This window comes from Clostridium sp. BSD2780061688st1 H5, assembly GCF_005845155.1.
Classification (GTDB): domain Bacteria; phylum Bacillota; class Clostridia; order Lachnospirales; family Lachnospiraceae; genus Claveliimonas; species Claveliimonas intestinigallinarum.
On sequence record NZ_SPGT01000016.1, the window covers coordinates 1 to 16169 of the forward strand.

The 16169-nt window shown below is 54.7% G+C and carries 18 protein-coding genes and 1 tRNA gene; 2 read left to right on the forward strand and 17 right to left on the reverse strand.

Annotation, left to right across the window (positions count from 1 at the left end):
- The coding region (locus FGQ86_RS10765) for a DUF4368 domain-containing protein (RefSeq protein WP_138304086.1) at window positions 1–77 on the forward strand (77 nt) is incomplete at its 5' end.
- Window positions 78–218: 141 nt separating this feature from the next.
- On the opposite strand, the gene FGQ86_RS10770 is transcribed toward FGQ86_RS10765, so the two are convergent.
- The 8 genes from FGQ86_RS10770 to FGQ86_RS10805 all read right to left on the reverse strand — a co-directional run bounded on the left by FGQ86_RS10770 (window position 219) and on the right by FGQ86_RS10805 (window position 8063).
- Window positions 219–1568 carry a dicarboxylate/amino acid:cation symporter gene (locus FGQ86_RS10770; RefSeq protein WP_138304023.1) on the reverse strand — a complete coding sequence of 450 codons (1350 nt, stop codon included), beginning with the start codon at window positions 1566–1568 and terminating at the stop codon, window positions 219–221.
- Window positions 1569–1597: 29 nt separating this feature from the next.
- The gene (locus FGQ86_RS10775) at window positions 1598–2353 is read right to left on the reverse strand and encodes a 5-oxoprolinase subunit PxpA (RefSeq protein ID WP_033124804.1); all 756 of its coding nucleotides are present in this window, start codon (window positions 2351–2353) and stop codon (window positions 1598–1600) included.
- Between the two features lie 58 nt (window positions 2354–2411).
- Entirely contained in the window at window positions 2412–3371 is a 960-nt protein-coding gene (locus FGQ86_RS10780) for a D-2-hydroxyacid dehydrogenase (protein WP_033124679.1), read from the reverse strand.
- A gap of 75 nt (window positions 3372–3446) precedes the next feature.
- Window positions 3447–4790 carry an acetyl-CoA carboxylase biotin carboxylase subunit gene (gene accC / locus FGQ86_RS10785; protein WP_033124678.1) on the reverse strand — a complete coding sequence of 448 codons (1344 nt, stop codon included), beginning with the start codon at window positions 4788–4790 and terminating at the stop codon, window positions 3447–3449.
- A gap of 12 nt (window positions 4791–4802) precedes the next feature.
- Window positions 4803–5237 carry an acetyl-CoA carboxylase biotin carboxyl carrier protein gene (gene accB, locus FGQ86_RS10790; RefSeq protein ID WP_138304026.1) on the reverse strand — a complete coding sequence of 145 codons (435 nt, stop codon included), beginning with the start codon at window positions 5235–5237 and terminating at the stop codon, window positions 4803–4805.
- Window positions 5238–5285: 48 nt separating this feature from the next.
- Complete coding sequence (locus FGQ86_RS10795) at window positions 5286–6239, reverse strand: biotin-dependent carboxyltransferase family protein (RefSeq protein WP_138304028.1); 954 nt, start codon at window positions 6237–6239, stop codon at window positions 5286–5288.
- Between the two features lie 3 nt (window positions 6240–6242).
- The gene (locus FGQ86_RS10800; protein WP_138304030.1) at window positions 6243–6977 is read right to left on the reverse strand and encodes a carboxyltransferase domain-containing protein; all 735 of its coding nucleotides are present in this window, start codon (window positions 6975–6977) and stop codon (window positions 6243–6245) included.
- Window positions 6978–7148: 171 nt separating this feature from the next.
- Window positions 7149–8063, reverse strand: coding sequence for a LysR family transcriptional regulator (locus tag FGQ86_RS10805; protein ID WP_138304033.1), 915 nt, complete (start codon window positions 8061–8063; stop codon window positions 7149–7151).
- Between the two features lie 143 nt (window positions 8064–8206).
- On the opposite strand from FGQ86_RS10805, the gene FGQ86_RS10810 reads away from it, so the two are divergent.
- Window positions 8207–9490: an aminotransferase class V-fold PLP-dependent enzyme gene (locus FGQ86_RS10810; protein ID WP_087174785.1), complete on the forward strand. Its 1284-nt coding sequence runs from the start codon at window positions 8207–8209 to the stop codon at window positions 9488–9490.
- Window positions 9491–9572: 82 nt separating this feature from the next.
- Here the strand turns inward: FGQ86_RS10810 and mscL are convergent, their stop codons facing one another.
- From mscL to FGQ86_RS10855, 9 genes are all read right to left on the reverse strand, one after another.
- A complete protein-coding gene (mscL, locus tag FGQ86_RS10815) occupies window positions 9573–9971 on the reverse strand; it encodes a large conductance mechanosensitive channel protein MscL (protein WP_033124672.1) in 399 nt (132 codons plus the stop codon).
- A gap of 124 nt (window positions 9972–10095) precedes the next feature.
- Window positions 10096–10167, reverse strand: a tRNA-Glu gene (locus FGQ86_RS10820).
- A 117-nt stretch (window positions 10168–10284) separates the two neighbouring features.
- Window positions 10285–11244 (reverse strand): YegS/Rv2252/BmrU family lipid kinase, encoded by a 960-nt coding sequence (locus FGQ86_RS10825; RefSeq protein WP_033124803.1) that lies wholly within the window; start codon window positions 11242–11244, stop codon window positions 10285–10287.
- 84 nt (window positions 11245–11328) lie between these two features.
- Window positions 11329–11586, reverse strand: coding sequence for an HPr family phosphocarrier protein (locus FGQ86_RS10830; RefSeq protein ID WP_033124671.1), 258 nt, complete (start codon window positions 11584–11586; stop codon window positions 11329–11331).
- The gene (gene whiA / locus FGQ86_RS10835) at window positions 11561–12487 is read right to left on the reverse strand and encodes a DNA-binding protein WhiA (RefSeq protein ID WP_087175516.1); all 927 of its coding nucleotides are present in this window, start codon (window positions 12485–12487) and stop codon (window positions 11561–11563) included. The genes FGQ86_RS10830 and whiA overlap by 26 nt, the downstream gene beginning before the upstream one ends.
- A 36-nt stretch (window positions 12488–12523) precedes the next feature.
- The gene (gene rapZ / locus FGQ86_RS10840; protein ID WP_033124669.1) at window positions 12524–13405 is read right to left on the reverse strand and encodes an RNase adapter RapZ; all 882 of its coding nucleotides are present in this window, start codon (window positions 13403–13405) and stop codon (window positions 12524–12526) included.
- 2 nt (window positions 13406–13407) lie between these two features.
- On the reverse strand, window positions 13408–14319 hold the full coding sequence (murB, locus tag FGQ86_RS10845) for a UDP-N-acetylmuramate dehydrogenase (RefSeq protein WP_138304036.1): 912 nt from the start codon (window positions 14317–14319) through the stop codon (window positions 13408–13410).
- Window positions 14320–14387: 68 nt separating this feature from the next.
- The gene (locus FGQ86_RS10850; protein WP_033124667.1) at window positions 14388–15104 is read right to left on the reverse strand and encodes a sigma-70 domain-containing protein; all 717 of its coding nucleotides are present in this window, start codon (window positions 15102–15104) and stop codon (window positions 14388–14390) included.
- A gap of 135 nt (window positions 15105–15239) precedes the next feature.
- On the reverse strand, window positions 15240–16100 hold the full coding sequence (locus FGQ86_RS10855; protein WP_138304039.1) for an N-acetylmuramoyl-L-alanine amidase: 861 nt from the start codon (window positions 16098–16100) through the stop codon (window positions 15240–15242).
- Window positions 16101–16169: the final 69 nt, after the last annotated feature.

The window sequence follows — 16169 nt, forward strand, 5'->3', positions numbered from 1 at the left end:
ACGAGAACGGCACCCGCAGGCAGGACATTGAGATTTATTACAGCTTTGTCGGCAAGATTGACTTGCCCGAAGCCTAACGCCCGACCTATCCGACACAATGCGCAAGTGCCGGATAGGAACGGCAAAATTTTTTACACTTCTATTACTTCTTTATCGCACATCAGTAAACAGTCCCGGGATCTTTATGCCGTCTGGTTACAGGATGTATGTATATCTGATTAGCTGTTGTATACGTCCAGATCGATCTCCTTCTCTTTTGCGTTTACGATGACGTTTGTAGCAGCGTCGCCGATAACATTCAGAGGCAGGAGCGCCATCTCAACAGGACGGTTGATAGCTACGACCAGTGCGTAAGCGATCATGCACAGATCGGAGGTCCAGCCCATACCGGAGAGGATGGTCACGATCAGGGTTGTTCCTGCGATCGGGATAGCCGGGCAGCCCATGGCCGCGCAGATGGAGAGGAATGCGATGACGATCAGGTTTGCCGGTGTCACGTCGATGCCCGAGCTGGTGGCGATGAAAGTAACAGCGAACATGTGCATGACTGTGGTACCGTTCATGTTGATGGTCATACCTGTGGGGAGCACAAAGCTTGTGATCTCCTCGCTGCAGCCCAGCTCGTCCAGACATGTTCTGGTGTTCAGAGGCAGTGTGGCTGCGGATGAGTTTACGGAGAATCCAAACACACCGACTTTCGCGATCTTCTTTAAGAACTTGAATGGATTCAGCCTTGTGGTGAGCCAGATACCGATTGGGTACAGGGTTACCACGAGCACGAACAGGGTAAGCATAGCTCCCACAATGTAGGCTGCCGCCGGCGCCAGGTACTCAGCGCCGTAGATGGCGAAGGTGCGGGATACGAGGCAGAAGATGGCAACAGGGCCTACCTTGTTGATGAGGAAGGTCAGATACATGTTGACCACTTCGCTGACGCTCTCAAACACCTTCTTCAGAGGCTCGCCCTTCTCGCCCAGCGCCTGCAGACACAAGCCGATGACGATAGCTACCACAACGACTGCCAGGATGCTGTTGTTGCTGCTGAATACCTCTGTAATATTGGAGGGGACCGCTGTCACGATAGTAGCCAGCGGGTTGAACTGGTCGATGGTGGCCGCCTCTGTGACCGCCTCAGCTGGCAGCTCTACATTGAAGAGGCCCGCGCTCTTCATGGCATATGCCACAAGGCCTCCGAAGAAAGCGCCCACAACGTAGAAGCAGACGAAGCCGAGCACCGTGCGTCCTGCAATCCTTCCCAGCTTGGTGGAGCTGGAGATACTGCACATGGCAAGGCTCAGGGAAACAAGTACTAATGGTACGATGGCTGCCTGCAGACCCCTCATAAAGAGCTGTCCGATGATGTAGAAAAGACCCAGCGCCGCAGTTCCGTCAGCAGCTGTGATATCCTGGAAGAGGATCTTATTGATGATGTCCCATGTACCTTCATTTCCGGATTCCAGCATGGAGCTGCGGATAAACATAAAGATAAGTCCGACTGCAAGTCCGCCCACCAAAGCAATGATCATCTTCTTGACAACAGACATTTGTTTCTTCTGTGTGTTACTCATATTTTCTTCACTCCTTTACTTTGCATCTTCTACAGATGTTTGATCTCAATCCCCTCTTGTGTAAATCTTTCACGGATCTTCTGAACGAAGGCAAGCGCCTTGGGCCCGTCGCCGTGTACACAGAGTGTGTCGCCCTTGATGTCCAGTTCTTTTCCGTTGATGGATGTTACCTTGCCTTCTTTGATCATGCGTACGCATCTCTCAATGGCAATGTTCTCGTCTGTGATCATGGAACCCTCCATCTTTCTCGGAACGAGAGAAAGATCATCCATGTATGCACGGTCTGCGAAGATCTCGGAAGCCGTGCGAAGGCCTCTGCTCTCAGCGATCTGTCCTAAGACAGCGCCTGCGCAGTAGTAGACGATGAGGTCCTTGTCCACCTCGCAGATGGCGTCCACAATCGCTGTGGAAACTTCCTCATCATACTGGCACTGGTTGCCCATAGAGCCGTGGGGAGCCACATGCTGCAGTTTCATACCGTAGCTCTGTGTGAAAGCGGAGAGTGCTCCGATCTGATATTTCACATAGTTCTTGATCTCTGCAGGAGCCAGAACCATTTTGCGGCGTCCGAAGCCCATCAGATCCGGATATCCCGGGTGCGCGCCTACCATGACGCCCCTCTCCTTTGCCATGCGGACTGTCTTGTCCATTACCATGGGATCTCCCGCATGCCATCCGCAGGCTACGTTTGCCGTTGTCACATACTTGATGATCTCCTCATCGCCGCCCAGCTTATAGGCGCCGAAGCTTTCACCCATGTCACTGTTCAAATCCACCTGATACATAGTCTTTTCCACCCTTTCTTTTTGTTTTTGCTGTGTTTTGCATCCCTCTTTAAAATATTTATGCATTTACGACATTCTGCGGTTTGCCGTCCACGTAGCATTTCAGGTTATCAACCGCGATGTCCATCAGCCTCTGCCTTGACTCCTTCGGCGCCCATGCGATATGGGGTGTGAGGATCACGTTCTTTGCTCCAAGGAGCGGGTTATCCATCTGGATGGGCTCTGTGGATACAACGTCCAGGGCAGCTCCTGCCACCTTGCCGCTGTCAAGAGCGTCTCTGAGATCCTGCTCTACAATAAGGGGGCCTCTTGAGTCGTTTATGATCATGACGCCGTCTTTCATTTTGGCGATGGTGTCTTTATTGATGATGCCTTCTGTATCCGGGAACAGCGGGCAGTGCAGGGAGATTACGTCGGACTGCGCCAGCAGCGTGTCCAGATCCACATATTTGCATGTGTCGCTCTCCAGTTCCGGGCGTTTGAATGCATCGTAGGCCAGAACCTTCATTCCGAGAGCCTGGGCGATCTTACCTGTATCCTGTCCGATCCGGCCAAAGCCGATGATACCCATGTTCTTGCCAGCCAGCTCAACAAGAGGATATTTCCAGAAGCACCAGTCCGGATTGCTTGTCCACTCGCCTGCTTTTACAGCGTCAGAGTGCTCGCCGATATGGTGGCACAGCTCCAGCAGAAGGGCGATGGCAAACTGAGAAACGGCGGCTGTTCCGTATGTTGGAATGTTGGATACCGGGATCCCTTTCTCCTTTGCGGCAGCTACATCCACGATGTTGTAGCCTGTTGCCAGAACGCCGATGAACTTCATGCCGGGGCAGGCGTCCATTGTCTCTTTTGTGATAGGAGTCTTGTTTGTGTAGACTACCTCTGCATCCCCGATGCGCTCCACTACATCTTCAGCCTTTGTGCGGTCATACACCGTCACCTCGCCAAAAGCTTCCATTCCCTCCCAGGAAATATCTCCAGGGTTCAGTGTGTAACCGTCTAATACTACGATCTTCATATTCGCTTCTTCCTTTCTTGTGTTGATACTGCGCCGGCCCGGCGGCCGGCATCTTGTTGATAGTGATTTTATATCCTACAGCTCATAGTGTCTCTCTATGAAGTCTGTACTGAACATGCCGCTCTGGAAATCCGGATGATTCAGCACATCGTAGAGGAAATCCAGATTTGTAGTCACTCCCTTGATCCTGAACTCGCCCAGGACGCTGATCATCTTCCGGATGGCGCTCATCCTGTCCCTGTCATAGGCGATGATCTTGACGATCATGGAATCATAGTAGGGCGGTATGGTGTAGCCCGGGTAGATGGCTGTATCCATCCGCACTCCGTTGCCGCCCGGGAGATAGAGCTTCTCCACCGTCCCCGGGCAGGGCATGAAATTATGCAGCGGGTCCTCCGCATTGATCCTGCACTCAAGGGCGTGTCCCCTGAAGCAGATGTCCTCCTGCTTCACACTTAGGGGAAGGCCGGCAGCTACGCTGATCTGCTCCCGGATCAAATCCACACCGGAGACCAGCTCGCTGACCGGGTGCTCCACCTGGATCCTGGTGTTCATCTCCATGAAGAAGAACTCGCCGGACTGGTCCAGGAGGAACTCGATGGTTCCCGCATTCTCGTATCCCACGGCCTTCGCCGCCTGCACTGCTGTGGCACAGATCTTTTCCCGGGTCTCCGGGGAGATAAAGGCACAGGGTGACTCTTCTATCATTTTCTGGTGCCTTCTCTGCACCGAGCAGTCCCTCTCGCCCAGATGGATTACATTCCCGAACTTGTCGGCCATGATCTGGACTTCGATGTGTCTGGGAGACTGTACATAACGCTCCAGGTACATGCTGCCGTCCCCGAAGGCGTTCACCGCCTCCTGCTTTGCCGCGTGGAAGAGCCCCGGGAACTCCTGGCTGTTCCAGGCCAGGCGCATGCCTTTTCCGCCGCCTCCCGCAGAGGCTTTGATCATGACGGGGAAGCCGATGACCTCCGCCGCCTCCAGGGCTTCCTCCGCCTCGTACACCGGGCTGTCCGTTCCCGGAACCACAGGGATCCCCGCCTCTTTCATGGTATGTTTTGCCTCGGATTTGTTGCCCATCTTGTCGATAAGCTCACCGGAAGGTCCGATAAATGTAATGCCGAACTTCGCACATTTCTCTGCAAAATCTGCATTTTCGGAGAGAAAGCCAAATCCCGGATGGATGGCCTCCGCCTTTGTGGCCAGGGCCGTGCTGATGAGCCGGTCCATATCCAGGTAGCTGGCGGACGGAGCCGCCGGACCGATGCAGACTGCCTCATCTGCCAGTCTCACATGCATGGCATCCTCGTCTGCCTCGGAGTACACTGCCACGGTGCGGATGCCCATCTCCCGGCAGGCCCGGATGATGCGCACAGCGATCTCTCCTCTGTTTGCAATCAGTATTTTCCGAAACATCTCTTTTTGCTCCTATCCCTCGATGACGAAGAGAGGCTGCGCGTACTCTACCAGTTCCCCGTCCTTTACAAGGACTTCAGACACTGTGCCGCCGCATCCTGCCACTACATCGTTCATCATCTTCATTGCCTCGATGGTTCCCATCACCTGTCCCTGTTCCACCGTGCTTCCCACAGTCACAAAGGGCTCTCCACTCTGGCTGTCGGAGGCATGGAAGATGCCTACAAGGGGCGAGCGTATGATGGTTCCTTCCTGGATGGACACTTCTTCCTCTTTCTCCTCAGGCTCCGCCTGCCGGCCGCTCACCGCCGGGGCTGCCTGGCCGCTTTCCGCCTGGGCCGCCGTCTTTTTGATAGAGATGCGGAAGTCTCCGTCCTGTATCTCAAATTCTGTCACGCCGGATCTGTCCACTTCGTGGAGCAGGGCTGTGATCTTTTCCAGTTTCATGTTTCATTTCCCCTTCTATGTGGCGCCGCACCTGTGCGGCAAGGTTTCTCAGCTCCTCTGTCCCAGACATCTCTCCAGGTTCTTCAGTTCTTTCTGCTGCCGCAGATACAGCTCCTGGGCAAGCTGAATGCCTACTCTCACAAAATGTACCTTGTAGCCAGGCTGGGCCTGAGCCAGTTTGGGAAGATCCACAGAAATGACCGTCCCTATCTTTGTGTAGCCGCCTGTCGTCTGCCGGTCTGCCATCATGATAATGACCTGCCCGTTTGTGGGCACCTGGATGGAGCCGAAAGCAACGCCGTCCGTCAGTATATTTCCATCTTTGATATGGTGCAGGGGCTCCTCCCTCTCCAGCCGGATGCCCATTCTGTCCGACTCATTGGTGATGGTGGCGCTGTACCAGAAGAATTTCCGCACTTCTTCCTCTGTAAAGGCTGTGTCCTGAGGCCCGGTCACCACCCGCACCGTGATTTCCTTCTGGGGGAATTTCTCCGGCTCCAGTTTTCTCAGCTCCATCTTCGGAAGACTGGTCTTCGGCTTCACAAAACCGATCCTGTCCCCTTTCTCCAGCTTTCGTCCTTCCACGCCGCCCAGCTTATTCCTCATCAATGTAGACTTGCTGCCCATGACTACCGGAACATCCAATCCGCCGGCAAAAGCGATGTAGGCGCGGCTGCCGCCGTTTGCCACTCCAAAGGAAAGTGTGTCTCCCGCGTGGATGAGCACGGCCTGGTACATGGGAATTGCCTCTCCGTTCACTGCCGGAGATACGTTGGCCCCCGTCACCGCTATGATATTGTCCTCTTCAAATTTCAATGCAGGACCCATGAAGGTGACCTCCAGGGCGCTCTCCCCTCTCTTATTACCTGCCAGTATATTGGCGAGGAAAAAGGACTTTGTATCCATAGGACCTGCCGGCGATACGCCGAACTGCTGGTATCCGAATCGCCCCTCATCCTGCACGGTCGTCTGGATACCCGGATTTTCAACGATAATTCCCATCTTTTATTTCACCGCCTTTTTCACATATGTCTCCAGTTTATAGGTTCCTCTCTCCACGTCCGCACGGATGAGATCATACTCTTTCCGGCTGACAGGCTGATATTTCACCCAGTCCCCCGCGTTTACAAGGAAGGGCTGTTCCTTGGAGTAGTCGCAGATGTTACAGGGTGTGCCTGCCACCACATTCCAGCCGCAGGGCTGGTCAAAGGGGATCAGGTTGGACTGGGTCTCCGCCGCCACGATGGAGCGGCCGTTGATGCGTACTCTGGGCTCCGTCCTTCTCTTGAAGTGGAAGGGCTCCTCGAACCTGGCCATGTAGGCATGTCCCGGGGCAACTCCCAGCATGTACGCATAGTACTCATGCTCTGAGTGCATGCGGATGAACTCCTCCACAGATATCTTCTCAAAGGCCGCGCACTCGTCCAGGTCCAGCGCAAACTCCCTGTCATAGCAGATGGGGAGCACTTTCACGATCTGGGAGACTTCCGTCTTCTCTTCCCCTGCTCCGTCCAGTCTCTTCTTCACTTCCTCCACGAGCTGACCGTAAAGGATCTTCTCCGGTCTGTAGTGGATCATCAGCGTCGCATAGGTGGGGACCATCTCCGCAATGCCCTCCACAGGGTCCGCCTCCAGTCTCTGCATCAGGCTCTTCACTCTCCCGTTGACTTCCAGACTGATCTCATCCCCAAGCTTCACATACAAAGACTCGTCGCCGCCCGTCAGAAATTCTGCCTCCATGCTCGTTCACTCCTTTCATTTGACTTCAACCTGTTTCGTTTTTGTTGAATTGTCTTAATTTTTCGTCCAATTCATTCGTTTCTTTATTAACTATTCACAGTATAGCACAAGGTTTTTATTTCATAAAATAGATTATTTCTTCTTGAAATATTAACAACTTCTATATTTATTTTAAATTTCCTCATCCGGCAGCTCCCACCCGATCTCTTTCAGATAGTTTTCCATCTTTCCCTCAAATATCCTGACCGCTTTCAGAGTAGCCTCGTTGGGATACTTGTGCCTGATCTTGTAGATCGTCCGCTCCGGCGGAGTGACGCCGCCCCCGATCCGGCTGACGCACACCGACTTGAGGTTTGCGATCCGACGCGCCACCGATGCGGGGACGATCGCCCACGCCCCCTCCTCGTCCAGCAGGTGATACAGAAGGCAGAAGCTGTCCACCCACGCCTTTGGGCGCTTTCCCTTCCCCACCTTCTGGTCATGCCAGATCTGAAAATCCCCGTCCCAGCTCACAAAGATCTCGTTGGCCGGGTCCAGCTCATCAATTTGGATGACCCTCTTCTCTATCAGCGCGGGCTCGGGCTGCACGATATACATTTTCTCCCGCAGGACCGGCTCCACCTCGATATTCCTGAAATGCAGGTGATGGTAGACAAACCCAATGTCGATCTCATGGTTCTCCAGCAGCTCATAGAGCTCGTAGGAATAGTGTGTTTTAATATGAAGGTTGATATTTTGCTCCTTCTCCCCCAGCATCTGATGGTAGAGCTCCATGAGCACAGAATTCATGGTGTCCGTACATCCCACAGTCAGATAGAGCGTCTCCTGGCTGTGCTTCAAGTACTGCATCTCTCTCCAGACGGAAACCCAGCGCTCCGCAATGGGGATAAATGCTTCGCCCTGGGTCGTGATCTCGATCTGCTTGTAGCCCTTCTTCCTCGCGATGAGCTTTACGTCCAGCTCCTCCTCCAGGGATTTCAGCCTGTGGCTCACGGTGGGCTGGGACAGGAAAAGATTTTCCGCCGTCTTTGTGATATTTTTTGTCTTCACGATCATCAAAAATGTCTCAATCTCCGCCAGGTTCATAAGTTCCCTCCTCTTGCATCGGCAAATATAAATTTTTTCAATATTATACAATGAAAATATTCATTTCACAATTTTTTTTGTGCATGATATGATAAAGGCAACAAACAAAGGGGACTTAATCCTGATGAAAAGGAGGAAAAACTATGAACGCAGAACATGGAATTTTATTCCCGGAAGACTATCAGAAACACCTGAAAGCTCAGTTCTGTTACGCTGATGCGGATCCGCTCTACGGACCCCGTCTTTTCTTTGAGAACTCCGGCGGATCACTTCGCCTGAAAGCAGCCGTTGAGGCCAAGATGGCTGCAGAGCAGTTTCCGGACTGCCCGGAGAGGAACTATGCCAGAGGGCTGAAGCTGGCTCACTATGTATCCGAGGGAACAAAGGAAATACTGGAGGTTATCTTCGGCGCGAAGAGCGGCGCTCTCGTGACAGAGCTGTCCGCTTCCCAGACTATGTTCCAGATCGTGGATGTCATCTTAAGCAATGTAAAATGGGGAACAAATGCTGTTACATCCTGCCTGGAGCACCCGTCAGCACACGATGCTGTCGAGTACGCCTGCACAAAGACAGGAAGAGAGTTCCGGGAGGTTCCGGCCAACAGGACCACCGGCGGAATTGACGCGGACGAAGTGATGAAATATGTAGACAAGGACACCTGTCTTGTCAGCATCATGGCCGCCTCCAATATTTCCGGAAACATCATGGACATCAAGGAGATCGTTCGCAGGGTAAAGGAAGTCAACCCGGAGTGCTATGTGATCACGGATACTGTGCAGCACGCGCCCCACGCTGTCATCGACGTGGAGGACTGGGGCGTGGACGCCGCCAACATCGCGCCCTATAAATTCTTCGGCGTGAGAGGCTGCGGATTTGCCTACGTATCTGACCGGGTAGCTACCATGATGCACCACAAGCTGACCTTCAAGGACGCCAACGTGTGGGCGCTGGGAACACCTACCCCCGGCAACTTTGCCGCCATGATGGCTGTCATCGACTATGTATGCTCCATCGGCGAGCATTTCATCCACAGCCAGGACAAGCGCGAGCTCTTTGTGGAGGGCATGACCCGCATCCATATGCAGGAGCGTGCTCTTCTGTACCGTATGCTGGAGGGAACCCCGGGGACCCCGGGTCTTCGCCACATCCCGAACGTGGAGGTTTACGTGGACATGGAAGACCTTACATACAAAGACCTGATCGTTGCCATGGGCATCAAGGGGATCGACTACCCCGACTGCGTGGTCGAGTACATGAAGCGCGGCGTCACCGTATTTGAGCGCGTGAGAAGCAGCATGTACTCCAAGAGGATCGTGGATACGCTGGGGATTCCCGGAGCGATCCGCGTATCACCGCTTCACTGCCACGGCACAGAGGACATCGACAAATTCCTGAGGATCACAAAGGAGATTGCCGAGTCCGTATAAATATGCTCCACTCTTTACTCATTTCATGATATACATTGAGAGGCCCGCAGACATTCACAGTGTCTGCGGGCCTCTCGCCGTATTATTCCGCAAGCTGAGAAGTGCAGTGCGGGCAGCGGGTTGCCGCAATATCGATCTCGCTCATGCAGTAGGGGCATTTCTTTGTTGTCGGCGCCGTCTCCGCCTCCGGCTTTTTCCCAAGGCTCATCAGCTTATTGACTCCCTTCAGCAGGCAGAACAGCACAAACGCCATGATAAAGAAATTGACCAGAGAGGACAGAAAGGCAGAGGCAAATCCTGCCACATCCTGCAGGCTGTACAGCCGTCCCCCTGTAACCACATTCAGGATGGGGTTGATAAAATTGTCCGTGAGCGATGTGACGATCCCGGAAAAGGCACCGCCGATAATGACACCAATGGCCATATCCATCATATTTCCCCGGAGGGCAAATGTCTTGAATTCCTCGATAAACTTCTTCATTTTCTTCCTTTCTTCTTTTGTCCTGCCCGCCTCTGAGGCGGAGCGTTTTCCGCAGGGGGCGAATGCCCCTTACAACAAAAAAAGATCTTCGAGACTGCATGACTGCACTTCGAAGATCCTTCAGTGACTCCGAGGGGAATCGAACCCCTGATTCCAGCGTGAGAGGCTAGCGTCTTGACCTCTTGACCACGGAGCCGTATTGCTTGCTGCCTGATTATAATATCAAACATCCCGACAGATTGCAAGCATTTTTTTCATTTTTTTCAAAAATTTTTTCAGTCGTGAAAAAAGCCGCAAAAGAGGGGGGAAACCTCTACGGTTCCTTCCTCTTCTCTTCCACCTGCTCCTCCGTCGCTTTCCCGGCCTCTGACAGCTCGGCTATATGCTTTGCCGGCACCATGATCTGAAGCTGCTTCTGGAGATTGTGGATCTCCACCACATCGTGGTCTCCTCCAAACTCCCCGTCCAGTGTCCAGGGGATCTCCTCCAGGGACTCAAAGACCAGATGGCCGCTCTTGAAGGAATACATGTGCTTGCCGTTGGTCTGCTCGGTCAGAAGAGCTGTGATGATCTCCTGCAGCTCAATGGGGTTTTTCGGCATCTTGATCAAGGTCACCTCAAAGACGCCGTCGTCAAAGGACACGTTCTTTCCCACCATGTTCCGAAAGCCTCCCACAGAGCGGGAGTTGGTCACCATGCCGTAAATAAACTCATCCTCGATCACCTCTCCGTCGTGAGTCACCTTGATCCGGTAGGAGGGTATGTTGAAGAGCCGCTTTGTCCCCTCCAGCACATAGGCCAGATGCCCCAGTATGTTCTTGGCCGTCTGGTTGGTCTGGTAGGAGACATCCGTGAACAGGCCAAAGGCCGCAATGTACACGAAAATGCCGTCGTTAAACTGTCCCACATCACAGGGAAACGCCTGCCCGTTCACAGCGTTGTCCGCAGCGGCCAGTATATCCCTGGGGATCTTAAGGCTGTGGGCAAAATCATTGGTGGTCCCGGTGGGGATATAGCCCACGGGCACCCTGTCCTCCCTGGCCATCATGCCGGTCACCACCTCGTCGATGGTGCCGTCGCCACCGCTGCACACCACCAGGTCATAGTGGTCCGTGAATTCCCGTATCTTCCTGTAGGCATCGTGGTAGGCCTGGGTCGGATAGGCCGTCACCTCGTAGCCCGCCTTCACGAAAATATCGATAATATCCGATACCTTGGGCTTCAGGAGCCCCTTCCCCGCATGGGGGTTGTACACAAACAACAGTCTCTTCATCTCTGTCTCCCCTTCCGCTGTCTGCCTAGGCCAAAAAAGGGCATTTACAAAATGCCCTTTCCCTTTACAGATCTTTTATTTCATCTATTTCTGCTCCGAGAGAAATCTCTCCACGCCAGCTACTGCCGCTTCCTCGTCTTCGCCATCCGCGACAACTGTAAACTCATCGCCCTCGCCCATGGTCAGGCTCATCATACCCATAATGCTCTTGGCGTTCACCTTCTTGTCAGCCACCTCTATGTACACATGGCTGGAATACTGGCTGGCTTCCTGCACAAGCAGCGCGATCGGTCTTGCGTCAAGACCGTCCCTAAGTTTAATTGTCACTGGTTTCTTGATCATATTGTACCTCCTTGCTATCCCTTAACTTATCTGCCATTTCACTTAACTTCCTGAGCCTGTGGTTCACTCCGGATTTCCCCACCGGGTTCTCCAGGAGCTCTCCCAGCTCCTTCAATGATGCATCGGGATATGCGAGGCGTGTAAGGGCAACGTCCCGCAGTCCGTCCGGCAATCCTGAAAGTCCCACCGTGTCGCGGATGTATTCAATATCATCCCTCTGCTTAACTGCGGCAGAGACTGTCTTGTTGATATTGGCTGTCTCACAGTTTACCTTCCGGTTCACATTATTGCGCATATCCTTCAGGATCCGAACATTCTCCAGCTCCATCAGAGCCACCGGAGCGTCCATCACGTTCAGGGCGTCCACGATGCGGTCACCCTCCTTCAGGTATACGATAATGTTCTTTTTCCTTCTCACAATGCGGGCCTCCAGGCCGAAGTCCTGCATAAGCTGCTGAAGATACTGCGCTTTTTCCAAAGTATTACAGACAATCTCAAAGTGATAGGATTTTCCGGGGTCGCTCATGGATCCTGAAGACAGGAAAGCGCCGCGCAGGTAAGCCCTCTTACAGCAGACCGCCTGCACGTCCGCGTGGCGCACAGCCCGCAGACATTCCCCGGACGCACACAAATAGTATACGCTGCTGTCCTTGTGCATATTTCTGCGCACCGCTGTCTGGACAGCAATTTCATTACCTATATTAAAGGTTTTTTCGATCAATGTAAAGCATTTTCTCACGACGGCAATATTTTCCGAGTGCACAAGGAAGGACAGACAGCCCTCCTCCTCTCTCCACTCCCCGCACATGCCTGTGATTGCGGCGAGCTCCGCAAGCCTGCAGTGCCTGGCTCTGGGACACACTCTCGCCAGCTCCTCTTTCACTTTGCCTGAAAATGACATATCTATCCCTGCTTCTTTTCTCCGCGTTTTCCGCTGCTATTTTCCCTTTGTCACCGCATCCTTGCCGATGTCCCTGTGCTCGATCTTGATGCCGTAGTCCTGCTCCTCCCTGGCCAGCTCCCCGTAGAGGGCGCCCGCCAGCGTGACAGACCGGTGCTTTCCTCCCGTGCAGCCGATGGCGATGACAAGCTGTGTCTTCCCCTCAGACACATAATTGGGGATCAGAAAGCGGATCATGTCCGTCAGCTTGTCAAGAAACTGCCGGGCCGTGTCGCTGGACATAACATAGTCCCGCACCTCCGGATCAAGCCCGCTCTTGGGCCTCAGCTCATCGATATAGTACGGGTTGGGCAGAAAGCGCACATCAAATACCAGATCCGCGTCGCTCGGGAGCCCGTATTTAAATCCAAAGGACAGCACGGTGATGTAGAGGTTCTTGTAGTCCTTGTTCTCCACAAAGATCTTGTGCAGCTCTGCCCGCAGCTCTCTTGTGAGCATCCGGCTGGTGTCCACCAGGTAGTCCGCCCTCTTTTTCAGGAAGGCCAGCTTCTCCCTCTCCTTGCGTATGCCCTCGTCCACCCGGCCGCCCCCGGCCAGGGGATGGCTGCGCCGGGTCTCCTTGTACCTCTTGATCAGCACCTCGTCGGAGGCCTCCAGAAACAGCACCTCGTACTTGATCTTCATCCGGTCCAGGGCCTCCAGGGACTGCTCCAGGTCGTCGATCCCCTGGCCGCTGCGGATGTCCATGCCCAGGGCGATCTTGTTAATCTCCGTCCCCGGCACAATGAGCAGCTCCCCCAGCTTGGGCACAAGCTGCACAGGCAGATTGTCCACGCAGAAGTAGCCTGCATCCTCCAGCATCTTGAGGGCTGTGCTCTTCCCCGCCCCCGACATTCCGGTCACAATGATAAATCTCATGTCTAAAACTCTCCCAGTCTCTTTACCTCCGGCTCCAGCGTCACTCCGGAGTTTTCTCTCACACGCTCCTGTACCTGACGGATCAGCCTGTCCACGTCCGCCGCGGTAGCGCTTCCGCAGTTGATGACAAAGCCGCAGTGCTTCTCCGACACCATGGCATCCCCTACGCGCAGGCCCCGCAGGCCCGCATCCTGTATCAGCTTGCCGGCAAAGTAGCCCTCCGGCCTCTTGAAGGTGCTCCCCGCGCTTGGATACTCCAGGGGCTGCTTGCTGGTGCGCCTCTCCTTCAGATCCTCCAGCTTTTCCCGGATCTTTGACTCATCTCCCGGCTCCAGGTCGATCACCGCCTCCAGGACGATATAGCCCTCCCGGGCCGCCCGGCTGGTGCGGTAGCCCATGTCCAGCTCCTCCCTTGGCAGCACCCGGATGTCCCCCTGGCCGTCAAGGACAGTGACAGACTCCAGCACATCTTTCATCTCACCGCCGTAGGCGCCGGCGTTCATGATGCAGGCGCCGCCCAGGGTTCCCGGTATGCCGGCGGCGAACTCAAAGCCGGTCAGGCTGTTCCTGAGAGCCTCCGCCGCGATCTTTGCCAGGGAGGCTCCGGCCCGCGCGAAGATCCTCGTCCCCTCTGTCCGGATGTCAGCGAAATCCTTGAAGAGCTGTATCACCACGCCTCTGTATCCCTTATCCGAGACAAGAAGGTTGCTCCCGTTTCCTATAATATACCAGGGCATCCCCTCCTCCCTGCAGAGGCGGACCACCTCCTGCACCTCCTCCTTTGTGCGGGGCGCCACCAGATACTGCGCCGGTCCCCCGATGCGGAAGGTGGTGTGCAGCTTCATGGGCTCCTCGCGGAAAATCCTCTCAGCGCCCACTGCCTGTTCTAATCTATGCTCAAATTTCTCTTTCATAACCTAAACCTTTCTGTCTTTTTCCACTGTTCATCATACAACACTTGAAGGAGAAATTCAACGCCGCGCTATTTTTCGTCCTCCGGCTCCTCCCCTGTCAGCTTCAGGATATCCCTGACCTGCTCCTCTGTCAGTTCCAACCGCTCTGCCACTTCCTGCACGTCCACCTTCCGGCCCAGCTCGTCAGTCATCTGCTTGATCGTCTCGTCCAGCCTTGTGACCTGGTTCACCATCTTCCGATCCCGCCGTTTCATCTCTGTCTGGGACGCGAGAAGAGCCCGCATGGCCGCGCGGACATCAGCCATCACCAGCTCCTGCTCGCCCTCCCCGGCAGGGTGCAGATCCATCGCCTCCACAAGGGCCGCATTGCCCTCCTGGATCATGTCGCCGATAAAGACCTCCTCCCTGTGCAGCTTCACCGCCTCCTCGTATACCAGCCGGAGATAGAGGGCAAGCCTTGCCTCCTCCTCAGAGGTCGCCTGCAGCTCCCCTATCTGGCGGAGATAGTCCTCCAGGTACTCCTTTTCCTCCGCGCTCAGGGCATCCGACCCGGGCATTTCCTCTCCATCCCCGGACTCCTGCACTGTGCCGGGCTTTCTCACATACCCCTGCACCGCCACCTTCTGGGAGAGAAGGTAGTCGAATACAAGATCCATCTGCTCCTTCGTGAGCCCGTCGTCCTCAAAAAACTGTTCTGTCTCCTCCGCTGTCATGCGCATGCCGTTTTCCTGCGCCAGCTTCATGATGTCTGCCAGCTTCTGCTGGAAACTCATCTTATCTGCCATGTCTTTACCTCCAGATTTACTGGACCTATCTTATCACAAATCCGCCGGGAAAGCCATACCGGGATCGCCGCGTGTGAGGCCGCCCCTTCTGCCGGTCCGCCCCTGCGGCGGTCCGGGCGCGCCCGGCGCCGTCACTTACGGCGCCGCGACGATCACCGTGGCGTAGCCGGCCCTCTTCAGCCTCTGCTCCATGTCCGCCGCCTCGTCCAGAGTGCCAAAATTTCCCACCTGAACCCGGAGGTAGCCGTCCGAGTCATCGATGTAGGCCGGGAAATCCTGCTCCAGCAGCTCGTTCCGCAGCCGCTCCGCATAGGACCTGTTGCGGAAGGCGCCGGCCTGCACCCGGTAGTCCGGCACTGTCTGGTTCTCAAACTCATTGTCATTTTCGTAGGCCGTATTCTGATTTCCCATACCGCCTGCCTCGGCCTCCGGCGTCCCCTGAGAGCTGTCCTCCACAAGGCCGTTCCGCTGCAGTGTGTCCAGTATGGCCTCCGCGATAGCCAGGGCAATATCGTCAAAGTTCTGGTCAAACAGCATATTGTCCGTGTCCGAGTTGATAAATCCCGCCTCCACCAGCACAGCCGGCATCTTTGTCCTCTTGAGCACCACAAGATTAGGCCTTGCCTTCACTCCCAGGTCCACAAAGCCCACCGTGGCCAGCTCCTCATCGATGGCCTCCGCGATCTCCAGCTTCAGCCCGGACAGGTCATACACAAGGGACTCCACCCCGGAGACCTCGTTGTCCGTTGGAAATGAATTCCGGTGGATGGAGATGAAAAGATCCACCCCCGCCTGGTTGGCCTCCATGGCCTTCTCGTAGGGCGTCTCATACACGTCCGTCGTTCTGGTGTACTCCACGTCGATCCCCCGGTTCTGCAGGATCTCCCCCACAGCCAGTGCGAGCCGCAGCGTGTCGTCCTTTTCCTGCCGTCCATTGTAGACTGCTCCGGGATCCCGGCCCCCGTGTCCGGCATCCATCATGATCGAATAGGGCATAAAAATACCTCCCGCATATACTGTCTATCTCAGCATATGCAGGAGGATGACGTTTTGCCACGGATATAT

Coding starts and splice junctions, on each gene's coding strand:
- FGQ86_RS10800 (WP_138304030.1), bottom strand. CDS start 6,977: ATGGAGGCAGAATTTCTGACGGGCGGCGACGAGTCTTTGTATGTGAAG.
- whiA (WP_087175516.1), bottom strand. CDS start 12,487: ATGTCATTTTCAGGCAAAGTGAAAGAGGAGCTGGCGAGAGTGTGTCCC.
- FGQ86_RS10775 (WP_033124804.1), bottom strand. CDS start 2,353: ATGTATCAGGTGGATTTGAACAGTGACATGGGTGAAAGCTTCGGCGCC.
- FGQ86_RS10830 (WP_033124671.1), bottom strand. CDS start 11,586: ATGATCAAGAAACCAGTGACAATTAAACTTAGGGACGGTCTTGACGCA.
- mscL (WP_033124672.1), bottom strand. CDS start 9,971: ATGAAGAAGTTTATCGAGGAATTCAAGACATTTGCCCTCCGGGGAAAT.
- accB (WP_138304026.1), bottom strand. CDS start 5,237: ATGAAACTGGAAAAGATCACAGCCCTGCTCCACGAAGTGGACAGATCC.
- accC (WP_033124678.1), bottom strand. CDS start 4,790: ATGTTTCGGAAAATACTGATTGCAAACAGAGGAGAGATCGCTGTGCGC.
- FGQ86_RS10855 (WP_138304039.1), bottom strand. CDS start 16,100: ATGCCCTATTCGATCATGATGGATGCCGGACACGGGGGCCGGGATCCC.
- rapZ (WP_033124669.1), bottom strand. CDS start 13,405: ATGAGATTTATCATTGTGACCGGAATGTCGGGGGCGGGGAAGAGCACA.
- FGQ86_RS10850 (WP_033124667.1), bottom strand. CDS start 15,104: ATGGCAGATAAGATGAGTTTCCAGCAGAAGCTGGCAGACATCATGAAG.
- FGQ86_RS10805 (WP_138304033.1), bottom strand. CDS start 8,063: ATGAACCTGGCGGAGATTGAGACATTTTTGATGATCGTGAAGACAAAA.
- FGQ86_RS10825 (WP_033124803.1), bottom strand. CDS start 11,244: ATGAAGAGACTGTTGTTTGTGTACAACCCCCATGCGGGGAAGGGGCTC.
- FGQ86_RS10810 (WP_087174785.1), top strand. CDS start 8,207: ATGAACGCAGAACATGGAATTTTATTCCCGGAAGACTATCAGAAACAC.
- FGQ86_RS10770 (WP_138304023.1), bottom strand. CDS start 1,568: ATGAGTAACACACAGAAGAAACAAATGTCTGTTGTCAAGAAGATGATC.
- FGQ86_RS10780 (WP_033124679.1), bottom strand. CDS start 3,371: ATGAAGATCGTAGTATTAGACGGTTACACACTGAACCCTGGAGATATT.
- FGQ86_RS10795 (WP_138304028.1), bottom strand. CDS start 6,239: ATGGGAATTATCGTTGAAAATCCGGGTATCCAGACGACCGTGCAGGAT.
- murB (WP_138304036.1), bottom strand. CDS start 14,319: ATGAAAGAGAAATTTGAGCATAGATTAGAACAGGCAGTGGGCGCTGAG.